Source organism: Acinetobacter sp. FL (assembly GCF_040744925.1).
GTDB classification, from domain to species: Bacteria; Pseudomonadota; Gammaproteobacteria; order Pseudomonadales; family Moraxellaceae; genus Acinetobacter; species Acinetobacter radioresistens.
The window spans coordinates 369,321-383,707 of sequence record NZ_CP160437.1; the positions used below are offsets into that span (position 1 = coordinate 369,321).

14 protein-coding genes are annotated in these 14,387 nt (G+C 43.8%); 6 read left to right on the top strand and 8 right to left on the bottom strand.

The window, feature by feature from the left end:
* Window positions 1–37 precede the first annotated feature (37 nt).
* Window positions 38–910 (bottom strand): LysR family transcriptional regulator, encoded by an 873-nt coding sequence (locus ABZP31_RS01695; RefSeq protein WP_005405980.1) that lies wholly within the window; start codon window positions 908–910, stop codon window positions 38–40.
* A 220-nt stretch (window positions 911–1,130) separates the two neighbouring features.
* On the opposite strand from ABZP31_RS01695, the gene leuC reads away from it, so the two are divergent.
* From leuC to leuB, 4 genes are all read left to right on the top strand, one after another.
* Window positions 1,131–2,564 carry a 3-isopropylmalate dehydratase large subunit gene (gene leuC, locus ABZP31_RS01700; protein WP_248133890.1) on the top strand — a complete coding sequence of 478 codons (1,434 nt, stop codon included), beginning with the start codon at window positions 1,131–1,133 and terminating at the stop codon, window positions 2,562–2,564.
* A gap of 10 nt (window positions 2,565–2,574) precedes the next feature.
* Window positions 2,575–3,225, top strand: coding sequence for a 3-isopropylmalate dehydratase small subunit (leuD, locus tag ABZP31_RS01705; protein ID WP_039900834.1), 651 nt, complete (start codon window positions 2,575–2,577; stop codon window positions 3,223–3,225).
* Window positions 3,226–3,324: 99 nt separating this feature from the next.
* Window positions 3,325–3,897, top strand: coding sequence for a hypothetical protein (locus ABZP31_RS01710; protein WP_005016754.1), 573 nt, complete (start codon window positions 3,325–3,327; stop codon window positions 3,895–3,897).
* A 50-nt stretch (window positions 3,898–3,947) separates the two neighbouring features.
* Window positions 3,948–5,027, top strand: coding sequence for a 3-isopropylmalate dehydrogenase (leuB, locus tag ABZP31_RS01715; protein ID WP_005016753.1), 1,080 nt, complete (start codon window positions 3,948–3,950; stop codon window positions 5,025–5,027).
* 61 nt (window positions 5,028–5,088) lie between these two features.
* Here leuB and ABZP31_RS01720 read toward each other — a convergent pair whose 3' ends face one another.
* Together ABZP31_RS01720 and infA are read right to left on the bottom strand one after the other, a co-directional pair.
* Complete coding sequence (locus ABZP31_RS01720; RefSeq protein WP_005016730.1) at window positions 5,089–5,490, bottom strand: hypothetical protein; 402 nt, start codon at window positions 5,488–5,490, stop codon at window positions 5,089–5,091.
* Window positions 5,491–5,690: 200 nt separating this feature from the next.
* A complete protein-coding gene (gene infA / locus ABZP31_RS01725; protein WP_001284370.1) occupies window positions 5,691–5,912 on the bottom strand; it encodes a translation initiation factor IF-1 in 222 nt (73 codons plus the stop codon).
* A 230-nt stretch (window positions 5,913–6,142) separates the two neighbouring features.
* Here infA and ABZP31_RS01730 point away from each other — a divergent pair, with 230 nt between their 5' ends.
* A complete protein-coding gene (locus tag ABZP31_RS01730) occupies window positions 6,143–7,150 on the top strand; it encodes an AraC family transcriptional regulator (RefSeq protein ID WP_005016726.1) in 1,008 nt (335 codons plus the stop codon).
* A 28-nt stretch (window positions 7,151–7,178) separates the two neighbouring features.
* Here ABZP31_RS01730 and truA read toward each other — a convergent pair whose 3' ends face one another.
* From truA to asd, 5 genes are all read right to left on the bottom strand, one after another.
* Complete coding sequence (gene truA / locus ABZP31_RS01735; protein WP_248133891.1) at window positions 7,179–7,976, bottom strand: tRNA pseudouridine(38-40) synthase TruA; 798 nt, start codon at window positions 7,974–7,976, stop codon at window positions 7,179–7,181.
* Window positions 7,977–7,988: 12 nt separating this feature from the next.
* The gene (locus ABZP31_RS01740; RefSeq protein ID WP_248133982.1) at window positions 7,989–8,954 is read right to left on the bottom strand and encodes an asparaginase; all 966 of its coding nucleotides are present in this window, start codon (window positions 8,952–8,954) and stop codon (window positions 7,989–7,991) included.
* A 48-nt stretch (window positions 8,955–9,002) separates the two neighbouring features.
* Window positions 9,003–10,322 carry a hypothetical protein gene (locus ABZP31_RS01745; RefSeq protein WP_101160044.1) on the bottom strand — a complete coding sequence of 440 codons (1,320 nt, stop codon included), beginning with the start codon at window positions 10,320–10,322 and terminating at the stop codon, window positions 9,003–9,005.
* A gap of 73 nt (window positions 10,323–10,395) precedes the next feature.
* Window positions 10,396–11,784, bottom strand: a complete 1,389-nt coding sequence (locus ABZP31_RS01750; protein WP_005405677.1) for a FimV family protein — start codon at window positions 11,782–11,784, stop codon at window positions 10,396–10,398.
* A gap of 140 nt (window positions 11,785–11,924) precedes the next feature.
* The gene (gene asd / locus ABZP31_RS01755; protein WP_005405982.1) at window positions 11,925–13,043 is read right to left on the bottom strand and encodes an aspartate-semialdehyde dehydrogenase; all 1,119 of its coding nucleotides are present in this window, start codon (window positions 13,041–13,043) and stop codon (window positions 11,925–11,927) included.
* A 181-nt stretch (window positions 13,044–13,224) separates the two neighbouring features.
* Here asd and ABZP31_RS01760 point away from each other — a divergent pair, with 181 nt between their 5' ends.
* Complete coding sequence (locus ABZP31_RS01760) at window positions 13,225–14,364, top strand: endonuclease/exonuclease/phosphatase family protein (RefSeq protein WP_034428679.1); 1,140 nt, start codon at window positions 13,225–13,227, stop codon at window positions 14,362–14,364.
* Window positions 14,365–14,387 lie beyond the last annotated feature (23 nt).

A 14,387-nucleotide genomic window follows, 5' to 3' on the forward strand; every position in this document is an offset into this window, starting at 1 on the left:
CTGTATATCCGGTTTCAAAATATAGCACTTCGAGGTGCTATATTTTTATTTCTGTATCCATCATGTCGATCAGTTCCAGCATGGCTCTGGACTGGCTGCGCCCCGGGTGCCATACCAGACCCAGTTTACGGCTCATTTCCAGCGGAATATCCAGGCGTTGTAAATCCTGATTAATCAGATTTTGTGGCAGGACGGACCAACCTAGACCGATTGAAACCAGCATGCGGATTGATTCTAAAGGATTATTGCTCATTGTGATTTTGGGTTTTAATCCCTTCTTTTCAAATTCCGCAAGCGTAATCTGGCTGGTATAGGTCTGAATTGAAGGTAGCAGGCTCGGATAGGCGATCAGGTCTTCCAGCTTTAAGTTACTGCGCTGGGCGAGTGGGTGAAAAGGTGCGGCTACAAAAACCAAAGGATCATTCCAGATGGTACTGTAATTCAGACGGCTATCTCCCTGTGGCGGCAAGGTTAAAAATGCCAGTTCCAGATCACCCGCGAGCACCTGTTCGTGTGCCTGTTCAGAGTCAACAAAATGTACATCCAGTGTCACATCTGGAAATTGTTGTACATATTTCTTCAAATGATGGGGTAAGTGATGCAGTCCGATGTGATGACTAGTGCCAATTTTTAGGCGTCCCTGCACCTGACTTTGTTCATGACTCAAAGTATGGTGGATATCACCTAGCTCATTTAACCAGTTTTTGACTTTAGGCAAGAGAGAGTGGGCCGCATGAGTCGCCTGTACACCTCGTCCCGCAGATTCAAAAAGTTTAACTCCGAAGTAATCCTCCAGACTGTGGATACGTTTGGTCACCGCAGGCTGGGTGATAAATAGTTGCTCGGCAGCTTGGGAAATGGAACCAGTTTCCATTACCTTGACAAAAGCTTCGAAGGCGGCAAGATTCATGTGGATACTCTATCCTATAAGGATTTTTTATATATTCAGTATTATTTATAAAATTTAAGAAATAATAAAGCAAATCCGATTTTAAATTATTTCTAATGAATAAAATTTTTTAATTCCAAAAAGTTTAATAATTAATAAAAATGATAAATTAGATTTATGTAAAATAGCGATTATAATTTAAAATAATTTAGGAAATACCCAGTCCTTGGAGCACGTCGACATGGCAGGCAATCAATCAGCAGCAAAAACATTATATGACAAATTATGGGATGATCACTTGGTTTCCCAGCGGGATGATGGTTCATGTCTACTCTATATCGACCGTCATTTATTGCATGAAGTGACATCTCCGCAGGCTTTTGAGGGATTACAGCTAGCAGGCCGTCAACCTTGGCGCTTAAGTGCCAATGTTGCAACACCTGACCATAATGTACCTACCTCCAAGGCAGAGCGGGCACAGGGCATTGCCGGTATCGCAGATGAAACCTCACGAATTCAGGTGCAAACCCTAGATGACAACTGCAAGACATTTAATATTGTAGAATTTGGTATTAATGATATCCGTCAGGGAATTGTACATGTGGTTGGGCCGGAGCAGGGCCTAACCTTACCAGGTATGACAGTAGTCTGTGGCGACTCACATACTGCAACTCATGGAGCATTTGGCTGTCTGGCTCACGGGATTGGTACATCAGAAGTTGAACATGTGCTGGCAACCCAGTGTCTGGTCCAGAAAAAAATGAAAAATATGCTGGTTCGTGTCGATGGCCAGCTTGGTCAGGGTGTCACGCCAAAAGATGTAGTCCTGGCAATTATTGGCAAGATTGGTACCGCAGGTGGCACAGGCTATGCCATTGAATTTGGTGGTCAGGTTTTCCGTGACATGTCGATAGAAGGCCGCATGACCGTGTGCAATATGGCAATTGAGGCTGGTGCACGTGTAGGCATGGTCGCAGTCGATGAAAAAACCATTGAATACGTCAAAGGCCGTAATTATGCCCCGCAAGGTACAGAATGGGATCAGGCTGTGGCTTACTGGAATACCCTGCATTCGGATAGTGATGCAGTATTCGATACGGTAGTTGTATTGCAGGGCGAAGAGATCGAACCACAGGTCTCATGGGGTACTTCACCTGAAATGGTTATTCCTGTATCGCAGGCTGTACCTATGTTAGAACAGGCTAAAGATGATGTACAACGCAATGACTGGACCCGTGCTTACCAGTATATGGGCTTAAATGGCGGACAGCCTTTGGCTGAAATCCAGCTGGACCGTGTCTTTATTGGTTCATGTACTAACTCCCGTATTGAAGATATCCGTGCAGCAGCAGAAGTCATTAAAGGCCGACAGGTGGCATCAAGCATCAAACAGGCGATGGTGGTGCCGGGTTCTGGTTTGGTAAAACAGCAGGCTGAGGCCGAAGGTCTTGATAGAATCTTTATTGAAGCAGGTTTCGAATGGCGTGAACCGGGCTGTTCCATGTGCTTAGCTATGAATGCAGACAAGTTACAGCCAGGCGAACACTGTGCTTCTACTTCTAACCGTAACTTTGAAGGCCGTCAGGGCAATGGTGGACGTACTCATCTGGTAAGTCCAGCGATGGCAGCTGCTGCGGCAATTGCCGGTCATTTTGTTGATGTTCGTTCTTTCTAAGGAGCACACCATGAAAGCATATACTGTTGAACAGGGAATCGTTGCGCCATTAGATCGTGCGAATGTCGATACTGATCTGATCATTCCAAAGCAGTTTTTAAAGTCCATCAAACGGACCGGTTTTGGTGATAACCTGTTTGATGAATTACGTTATCTGGATGAAGGCTATCCGGGTCAGGATAATTCAGTGCGTCCGATCAATCCGGATTTTGTCTTGAACCGGCCACGTTATCAGGATGCCAATATTTTGTTGGCACGTCAGAACTTTGGTTGTGGTTCCAGCCGTGAGCATGCACCTTGGGCGCTAAATGAATACGGCTTCCGTACCGTTATTGCACCAAGCTTTGCTGATATTTTCTTTAATAACTGTTTTAAAAATGGCATGCTGCCGGTCATTTTACCCGAGTCAGTGGTCGATCAGTTATTTCAGGAAGTAAATACCCATGAAGGCTATCAGCTCACAGTAGACCTGGCCGCTCAGCAGGTGCGTACACCTGATGGTCAAAGCTTCAGTTTTGAGGTTGACCCGTTTCGCAAGCATTGTCTGTTAAACGGTTTTGATGATATCGGTCTGACTTTACAGGATGCAGATTTAATCCGTGAATATGAAGCGAAAATCCAAAAGTCACGTCCATGGGTTTTCAATAATATTCAAGGTTAAGCTCGACATTTAGGCGTAGCGCAGGAGCCCAAGTCTTGCTAACATGTTTGACTATAAAAATATTTATAGTTTCTCTATATATGAGGTTGGGCTCGGACGATGAACAGGATATTCGGCCATAGTGTTATTATCAGTTTATGTGGCGTGTTACTTAGTGCATGTCAAAGTACTCAGAACGCGGTAGACACTGTCCGTATTAAATATGCGGAAAAACCAGAATCTCAGACGAATGCGCTGATTTACTGTTCAGGAACAGAAAACTGTGAATTTGAGCGGATTAGTGATATTCAAATCGTTGATCCCTTAACACATCGGGTAAATTCGGAAGCAATCCGTGAAGGAATTGTACGTTTGCAGGGCAGTTCCCTCAGCCAGCCGAATCCGTTGTACCTGTCAGTTCCAGCCAAACAGTATGAAGTGGTAATCCGTTTTTATCCTATATCGCAGGATCGGGCTGAAAAACTGCATGTCATTCATCAGTTCAAGGCTAATCAGCGCTACACCTTTCATATGTTTCGTGATCGTTCAAGCAGAACCGGAAGCTTGCTAAATGTTTCAGCACCTGATCCGCTCTGTGTCGATCTGCAACAGGAAAAACGCACGATTCGCCGGTTCTGCCGTCCTTATAATGTATTGACGGGTTTGGGCGAGTTTGTGGAAAAGAAACTTTAATCGCTCATCAGCTGTAGATATACGCTGGTTTTAAAATTATGGAAATGCATATGTCCAAACACATCCTCATTTTAGCTGGCGACGGCATCGGACCTGAAATTATTGCAGCAGCAGAACAGGTCCTTCACCGTGTGAATGAAAAATTTAGTTTGGACTTGAGCTGGGAACAGGGACTGTTGGGCGGGGCCGCAATTGATGCACATGGTGAACCCTACCCTGAAGTTACCAGTCAGCAGGCAAAAAAGGCAGATGCGATTCTGCTTGGTGCTGTAGGTGGACCTAAATGGGATACGATTGAACGTTCAATCCGTCCTGAGCGTGGTCTTCTTAAAATCCGTAGCGAGTTGAATCTGTTTGCTAATCTGCGTCCGGCAATTTTATATCCCCAGCTGGCAGATGCTTCAAGTTTAAAACCTGAAATTGTAGCTGGACTGGATATCCTGATTGTACGTGAGTTAACGGGGGGAATCTATTTTGGCCAGCCACGCGGAATCCGGGAACTGGAAAATGGTGAAAAGCAGGGTTATAACACCGATGTATACAGCGAATCTGAGATCAAGCGAATAGCTAAAGTCGCTTTTGAGATTGCTGGACTGCGTGGTGGAAAAGTCTGCTCGGTTGATAAAGCCAATGTACTTGAAGTCACTGAACTCTGGAAGCAGACAATAACTGCATTTCAGGCGGAGCAATATCCAGAGGTCCAATTATCACATATGTATGTCGACAATGCAGCCATGCAGCTGGTACGTGCGCCAAAACAGTTTGATGTCATCGTAACCGGTAACCTATTTGGGGATATTCTCTCTGATGAAGCTGCAATGCTGACCGGTTCGATTGGAATGCTGCCATCTGCCTCACTGGATGAACATGGTAAAGGTATGTATGAACCTTGTCATGGTTCAGCACCTGATATTGCCGGCCAGAATATTGCCAATCCGCTAGCCACTATTTTGTCGGTTGCCATGATGCTGCGCTATACTTTCCGTGAAGAAACTGCAGCTCAAGCGATTGAAGATGCAGTAGGCCAGGTATTAGACCAAGGCTTGCGTACTGCAGACATCATGTCACAAGGCATGCAAAAAATCGGAACTGCTGAAATGGGCCAGGCAGTAGTGCAGGCACTCGGCTAATTTAAAAAAGAAATAAAGAACGCAGCTTATGCTGCGTTTTTCATTTTAGTTATAGGATGAGCTAACAGGAACGGCCACGATATTGCACATCTTTGGCAATATTATTTTGAAGAATAAAACTGATCTGACAATACATATCAATTTCATAAGAGTTGGCACCTAAACTGGTAGGAGGGGCAATGACAGCTCCACCTGTGCCTACAGATTGCAGGCCAGACGGAATAGGTACAGCAAGGGGTCGCAAAATCGTATAGCTGAGCTGGTTTGCAGTCTGCACTGGTGAACCTTTAAGCTCATAGCCTAAAGCTGGCAGATTAATCTTGGCTTTAATCTGTTCAGCAGATTGCCCAATAAACTGTTCCAGATAAGTATCGAGATTTGGCTGTGCCTGATAGGTTGTAGTGCAGGCAGTCAATAAACCGGTAAAGCCCAGACCCAGGAAAACAAGTTTTAAACTGTTCATGATCTAACCTATAAATCAGAAAACAGTATCAAGCTTAAGATTTTTAAAAACCATAAAGCGTTATAGAACAGTAAAACACGATAAAAGGCGGGATCAAATACAGGAATCTATAAAGAAATTCGGATAGGTAATTTATAAAATATAAAAACAGGTATAAAAAAAGCCACGAAATAGAGGTGGCTTTTTATATTTACTCAGACTTAGCGGGCACGATAAGTAATACGGCCTTTAGTTAAGTCATAAGGCGTCATTTCAACTTTAACGCTGTCGCCAGTCAAAATACGAATATAGTGCTTGCGCATTTTGCCAGAAATATGTGCAATCACTTCATGACCATTCTCTAAACGGACACGGAACATAGTATTAGGAAGCGTTTCGGTGACAACGCCTTCGAACTCAATGAGTTCCTCTTTATTGGCCATAGCCTACCTGATGATCAAATTGGAAAGGCGCAAATTATAGCCAATTTTTGTGTCAAACACAAGACACATCAGGCCTGTCGAGGTTCTAGCTGCTAGTAAATTAAGCGAAGTCATTTCATAAATATTTTCAACAAAAAATACCTGAATAGAGTTGTCAGTTCGGCCAATCACAGTTAATCTAAAATTAATGTTTTAAGTATAAATGAATAACATACAAGGAAGGGTATTGCGTGGGTCAGCTAACTGATGCATCGGTTGTGTTGCGATTTGGCTATCAAGCGATTCGTCGTGCGGGATTACCAACCGAAGAAATATTAACAAAAGCAGGCGTTGCACTGAATCAGGTTGAAATCAATGCACGTACACCTTTAAGTGCACAACATGCTTTCTGGACAGCAGCTGAAGAAGTCAGTAAAGACGCTGATATCGGGTTACATCTAGGTGAACATCTGCCGTTATATCGGGGCCAGGTAATTGAACATCTCTTTATTAGTAGTGATAATTTTGGCGAAGGCCTGAAACGTGCTTTGGCTTATCAGCGCCTGATCAGTGATGCTTTTCATGCTAAACTTATCATAGAAGAAGACAGCTGCTATTTAACAAACGGATCAGTAGCTTCTCCTGATAATCTGGTTAACCGCCATTTTTCTGAGTGTGCGATGTCAGGCGTGCTACGCTTCTTCAAATTTATTACCGAGGGGAATTTCACCCCGATCTTCATTGATTTTAATTTTAGTGAAGGCGCATCGCCAGATGAATACCTGAGGGTTTACGGTTGTCCGGTCAGTCTGGGCCAGAAAGAAACCCGCCTGTATTTTGACCCCTCTATTCTAGATTATCCCTTATGGCAGGCCGAGCCGGAATTATTACAGCTACATGAACAGCTGGCACTGGAAAAATTGCAGGAACTGGCACGTTATGACCTGGTCGGAGAAGTACGGCGTGCGATCGGTTCTACGCTGGAAAGTGGTGAAACAACCTTGGAAACTGTAGCTGCCCAGTTGAATATCACGCCTCGACGCCTACGCACCCAACTGAGTGAAGCTAATACCAGTTTTCAGCAAATACTCTCTGATTACCGTTGCCGACTGGCAAAAAAGCTTCTTGCCAATACCAGTGAAAGTGTAGAACGCATTGTATATCTGACAGGCTTTTCTGAACCGAGTACCTTTTATCGGGCTTTTAAGCGCTGGACCAATGAAACACCGGTAGAGTACCGAAAACGCAAACAGCGTTAAAAAAATGCCGGTCTGAGACCGGCATTTTCTATTCTGGCAAGTTAAGCCAATGTGGGCCAAGTGGTAATTGCGGTAATGCAAACTGCTCGGGATAATAAGCCTGAATAAAATACAGCCCATCTGCAGGAGCAGTCATACCTGCAGCACGGCGGTCTTCTGCTGCAAAAATACTATCAATATGGTCAATGTCATACATGCCTTGTCCGACTTCTAGCAAACAACCTACAATATTTCTGACCATATGATGCAGAAAACCATTGGCCTGTATATCTAGGACCAGATAACGTCCGTGCTCGAACAGCTCGCAGTGAGTTACATCACGTATCGGCTGGTTAGACTGGCAGGCAGCAGCACGAAAGCTTTCAAAGTTATGTACACCACGAAACTTTTTTGCAGCTTTCTTCATCTTTTCAATATCAAGCTGCTGATAAACATGAGTCACCTGTTTATGCAGTAAGGCAGGCCGATATGGGGCATTGTAAATGACATAACGATAGCGGCGGGCACAGGCCTTGAATCGGGCATGAAAATCTTCACCCATGGGTTGTAACCACTGTAGTGCAATATCTTTTGGTAACTGGCTGTTTGAACCCATCATCCAGCCGCGTTCCGTGCGAATGGCATGGGTATCAAAGTGTGCAACCATATTAGTGGCATGTACACCAGCATCAGTACGCCCGGCACCATGCAGAATAATTTTTTCATCGGCAATTTTACTTAAAACCCGCTCCAGAGTTTCTTGCACACTCGGGACACCGGCCTGCTGAGTTTGCCAGCCCCGATAACGAATGCCGCAAAACTCTATACCGACTGCATAACGTTGCATACTGTTCCTCTTTTAAGGCTGCGTAGACCAGCCCTGATACCGTTGCTCGCAAGATGGATATTTTAAATAGATTTGCAGGGCTTTTGCATAAAGATCTGCATTGCTATATGTGTTATTGACTAAAATATTGGCTTGTTTAACCCAGCTACTGACTGCATAGCGTTGATCCATGCTGCCAAAAGGAACCTGAGTAGCCAGAACAGGTAAGCAGCCCTTATGCTGAAATTTTTGCAAGCATTCAATAACAGCCTGGTTAACTGCCAGATTTCCTGTGCCAAAACCTTGTAGAATTAAAAAGTGTGGGGGTTCATCTTGTAATAAGCCCAAATTCTTGATGAGATGTTCTACAGGTTGAGGCTGAAGTTGCCAGCTGATCAGGTTAAAACTCATCGCCTGTTCAATTATGTCATCCTGGACGGAAATCTCTTCCTTATAAACAGGGAAATCCTGGTCAGCCTCTATTCCTTTAAAAGCATCCAGTTCGGTAGTATGCATTTTCATGACAGACTGGGCATGAAAAACCTGCTGGTGAAATGCCAGATAGACTCCGGCCGGTTTGCGGGAAACCTGTTCCAAAGCAAAATATAAATTATCGGCAGCATCTGTAAATACCCGGGGAACATTGCCCTGAATATCAAGCAACGGATACTGGCTACCTGTTAATATTACATGGCAAGACTGGCCTAAAAAACGTGCCAGCAATGCTGCAGCATAACTTAATGTATCTGTACCATGGATCACCACAAAGTAAGTGTAGCGTACTTTAAGCTGCTGTATATACTGTACAAGCAAAAGCCAGTCAGCAGCACTACAGGCACTACTATCTTTAATTACGGGTGCAGCAAGACAGTCGACCTGATACTTGGCAGGAAGAGTATTTTGCAGTTTAGGGAGAAACTCTGTTTCCGGCATGGGCGTCAATGGCTCACCTACACAGCCGAAAGTTCCTCCCATATAAAGTAAAGCAATCTTTTTCATCATAAAAAAAGGCAGTCATATGACTGCCCTATACTAAATTGAACACACTCAAGAAGCTATTTGATTGAGTATTTTTTTTGACTGTTCTTGCTGTTCAGGATTGAACTGGTCCTGATTCTGACTAAGCAGATGACGTGCAGACTCATAGGCGCCCAACTCGACATAGCGCTGCGCCAATTCCAGATCCAAATTAATGGCATTGATCTGTGCCAATTCGGGAAATGCCTGAACCAGGGGATCATTCTGGTGAATATCAGTTGTTGAAACTACAGCTGATGTCTCAGAAGCATGAACAGATGAAACTTGTGGCTCAGACAGGGCAGGTTCAGTCGAAATTTCAACGGGTTCAAGTTTGAAATCTAAACCGGATGCTGGAGCATGGGTTGCTGACGGAACCGTTTCAAAATCAAGAGTTACCGGTTTGACACTTTCAGGTTTCTCTTCCTCTTGAGGACTCAGATGAAGCTCACCAAAATTGAAGTCCAGCGCAAGTGGTACGGACTGGTTTTGACTTTGCTCCTGAGCAAGAGCTGTCTTGTCTGTAGATCGCTCTTCTTGACTCTCAAGTGGGAAAGAAAAATCAACAGTTCTATCTTGATCAAGGACAGTGGCTTGTGGCGGCTGTTCGGTTTCTGTTGGTTTAGTCTTGATTTCACCGAAATTAAACTCTAAGGGCGCAAGTTCAACTACAGCTTCTTTGGGTTGTACAGATGGGGCTGGTTCTGCCTGTAACTCATCAAATGAAGGCGTTAAAACGGGAATATTTACCGGAGCTTGCTGTACCAGAGCATCAAAATCAGCACTATTGTGTGCATGTGGCTGTGATAGAGTGACAGGAGCAGGTTCAGGAACATCTGTTGTTACAGCGAACTCGATCGCATCAGGTTGTTGTTGCTGATTATAAGCTTGATACTTCTGTTCTGCCTGTCTGGCAATTTCCTCTAATCCCAAAGAGTGAAGATGCTGAATTAGCTGATTTATGGCAAATTCATCTTTTTGGTCTAGATGAATTTTAAGTAATAATAAATATAATTCATGCTGAGTGTTATCACGGTTCAGTGCCTGATTAATCTGTGCTTCAGCAGAAAAGTAATTACGCTGTTCAATCAGATTCTCAATTTTACGATGAACATCAGCAGGAATAGGGGTGGATGTTTTTTGTTGAGTTGCTATCGGATCTTCTACAATGCGAGCCGCTTTACGCTTGTGAGTAGTTTTAACTGCTTTGGTTTTTGCAACTTTTTTAGACGCTTTTTTCCGTGAACTGCCTTTTGTTGCAGAACTGTCATCCTGCTGGGCCGCTTCACGTTTTTTAAGAAAAATTGCGATGACCAAGAGCAGGACAAATGGAATCACATACAACAACATAATTTAAACCCCTTAATACTGAACCATCATGGCAGCTAATTTCTGATTGAAATCTTTTTAACTGCGTCTTGACCTATTTTTTTGTCTGCTGTGCTTTGAGTTGCTGTTCGAGCTGCGCCAGCCGGGCATTTAATAATTGGATCTTGTGATCCTTTTTCTGTAATGCCAGATCTAGCTGCGTTACGTTCTTCTGTAATTTAACGGTTTTTTCACGAGCTGTCATAACTTTTAATACTAAATCCGCACTGCTCATGGACTGGTCGTTATTTCTTTTAGCATTTCCTTGAGCTGTATTTTTTGTACTTTCAGCGACCAAGCTCATTTCTGCTTCATTTAGACGGTATTTTGTCTTAGGTGAATAAGAGGGAGAAACAGCTTTGGGACGAGATTTATTCTGTGTCATCACAGGTTGAGCATTTAAATTTAAAACTGCACCACGACGTAACCGGTTCACGTCTCCCTGAATAAATGCATGCTGATTCGCTTCCTTGATTTGCTGCATTACGTTTGTAACAGGCTGTTGGGTTTGGGCTGCAACCTGTGATGCAATAGTCCAGAGTGACTCATTATTTCGAACTACATAAGTATGAGGCTGTTCTACCGGAGCCCTGCTACTGGTAGTAGAAGCGATTACCGGTTTTGTAGCTAATTTCCGTTGTTGGGGTTCAGCAGTTTTCTTGGTGCTAGGTCCTGTTTTTGCTGTTAATGCAGACTGCGTAGTGGGGTTCGGTCTGGCAGAAGCTGTTGTACTAGGCCTTGTATTAGGTGTAGCGGAAAGCTGCGGTTTATTTCTCAGTGCCTGCTCTTGTCTATGAAGTGTATTTTTTGGCTGTACGACAGAAGATATAACTGAACTTGGCTGCTGAACGATAGAAATAGCCGAACCACTTATTAAGGCAGGCGGACGACTGTTATTGATTAACAATGGCCGGTCCTGCTTACTAGGGAGCGGGCTACGGCTTTTCTGCTGGGTGGCCTGATACGCCGTACTCTCTGGCAAATTCAGGGTAATATCTTTTTCAGTAACCATGACAGGCACAAGCGGTTTTTCATTAACCGAGGCTTGCAATGGCACTGTCTGGCTAGGTTTAAGTGTGGTTTTTATGTGCTGTAGCCGGGTAGCATTTCCTTCTTTAACCTTAACCACAATATTCAGTTCGGAACTGGTGAGAGGGCGAGAAGAGGTAATCACGATGACACCAGTGCCCTGACCGTTACGGCGGTTAAAAAAATTAAGATGGCCCGGTGGCTGATGCTGAATTCCCAAGCTCGCCAGATCTTCTGGGCTGGCAAGGCTGACCTGCATGTTTTCATCTGTATCGGCTTGGCTGAAAGCCATTTCTGCATACAGAAGCTCTCCAGGTGCGGACTGCACTTGAATTGGTTCAATGATGATCGCAGAAGCTGTTTGCGATGTCATGATGGCTAGGACAGCAATTTTTAATTTCTTATAAACAGTCATCTTGATCTGGAGCTGAAAACAATGCAAACACAAAAAGTATACATGATCTTGCCATAAAGGCAGTGGAAATTATTCAAACTACAATTACAAAAAACCGGCCATGGTCGACCGGTTCTATTTATTAAAATACTTAAAATTAATTAAACATTTTTATAGTCAATTAAAATGCGAAGCATACGACGCAAAGGTTCGGCAGCTCCCCAAAGTAACTGGTCACCTACAGTAAAAGCACCTAAATATTCTTTACCCATATTCAGTTTACGCAGTCGACCTACTGGCACAGATAAAGTACCTGTAACTGCCACTGGAGTCAGATCAGTCATTGAGGCTTCACGGGTATTTGGCACCACCTTGGCCCACTCGTTTGAAGAACGGATCATATCTTCAATTTCATCAAGAGGTACATCTTTTCTGAGCTTGATGGTGAGAGCCTGAGAGTGACAACGCATTGCGCCAATACGTACACAGTGCCCGTCAATAGGTACTATCTGTGAATTTCCCAGAATTTTATTGGTTTCGGCCTGACCTTTCCATTCTTCTTTCGACTGACCATTTTCAAGCTGCTTGTCGATGTATGGAATTAGTGAACCGGCCAGTGGCACACCGAAGTTGGCTGAAGGGAAACCTTCACCACGTTGCAAGTCTGCAATCTTGCGGTCAATATCTAGAATAGCTGACTTGGGATCATCGAGCAGATCTTTACTATTATTATATAAATATCCCATGCCGGTGATCAGTTCACGCATATTCTGTGCACCTGCACCTGAAGCTGCCTGATAGGTCATGGCACTCATCCACTCCACCAGATTATGCTGGAACAGTGAACCTAGGCCCATCAGCATTAGGGAAACGGTACAGTTGCCACCTACAAATATTTTGGTGCCTTTAACCAGCGCATCCTTAATCACGTTGAGATTGACCGGGTCTAGGACAATAATGGCATCATCACTCATGCGCAGGGTCGAGGCCGCATCAATCCAGTAACCCTTCCAGCCTTCCGCTTTCAGTTTTGGAAAGACTTCAGAGGTATAGTCGCCACCCTGACAGGTAATAATGACATCCATCTGCTTCAGACAGCTAATGTCTGAAGCATCCATAAGTGCTGGGGCAGTTTTACCACCAAATACAGGTGCTTCACCACCTGCATTACTGGTAGAAAAATAGAATGGCTCAAAATGAGCAAAATCATTCTCTTCAACCATACGTTGCATAAGGACAGAACCAACCATCCCGCGCCAACCGACCAGACCTACTTTCATTGTCTCTTTGCCTCGGTGCGTTAAAAAATTAAAGGGGGTTTGAGTGTAACAAAAGTGTTTGCAACTTCAAGCACTACATAAATAATATTGTGAATAATTTTATAACTGTGCTACATAGAGCAGATAGTAGAACGCTAACTTGTTTGATTTATTCAAAAAATTATAAATTATTGGTGTGAATATGATCTGGATAGAAATTATGGCCGGTATGGTGATCTGGCTCAGCTTCTGGTCCTTGATCCCCCGTGACGAATGGTGGATTCGTGGTGCAGATTTTCCACGGCTACAGTTATTATCAGCAGGTATGGTTATACTTGTTTTAATGCTGGTTTGGGAGGCGGACTGGACTATATGGCGTGAAATCTGGATTGTTGGCCTGATTGCAGCGATTGCCTATCAGCTAAAAATGGTTTTGCCTTATACATTTGTCTGGAAAAAACAGGTCAAAAAGGTCAAACCAGAACAGCTGGATCCCGAACGGCAGATTTCACTGATCGTTTCGAACGTTCTGACCCCTAATACTCAATATCACCTATTGATTGAGCAGATTCAAAAATATCAGCCAGACATAGTACTTACCTTGGAAACTGATCAGACCTGGCAAAATGAACTGTCAGGAATCGAAAAAGATTATCCCTTCCGGGTAGCTGTACCACTTGATAATTTATATGGCATGCATCTGTACAGCCGTTTAAAGCTTGAAGATACTGAAGTCAAATTTATTTTAAGTGATGAAATTCCTTCTATCCATACCACTGTACGTTTACGTTCAGGACAACCGGTACAGCTATTCTGTCTACATCCCAAACCGCCAAGTCCAACTGAGGCCAAAGATTCAACCTTGCGTGATGCTGAACTGCTGATTGTGGGTGATCAGATTAAAGACATGGACAAGAGCTGTATTGTAATGGGCGACCTAAATGATGTGGCCTGGTCACGTACAACACGCCTGTTTCAGCGTATTAGCGGTTTACTGGACCCGCGGGTAGGCCGACATTTTGTAAATACCTTTCATGCCAATTATCCTTTATTTCGCTGGTCGTTAGACCATGTTTTTCATAGTACTGATTTTGCTTTGGTTGATATGCAGCGGCTAAGTCATGTCGGCTCTGACCACTTTCCAGTTTATATCGTTTTACAAAGTGGCCGCGTTTTTGAGCAGTCACAGCAAGAACTGGAGCAGAGTGCAGCCGATGAGCAGGAAGCGCAAGAAGCCATCGAACAGGGAGTTGCCAAAGCTGAACAGGAAGAAAAAACTTTAACAGATGAAATTGTAGAGCCTTATAAAGAACAAGTACCTACACCTACTTTCAAGCCATAGAAAAGTGTACGAAATTGCTTACA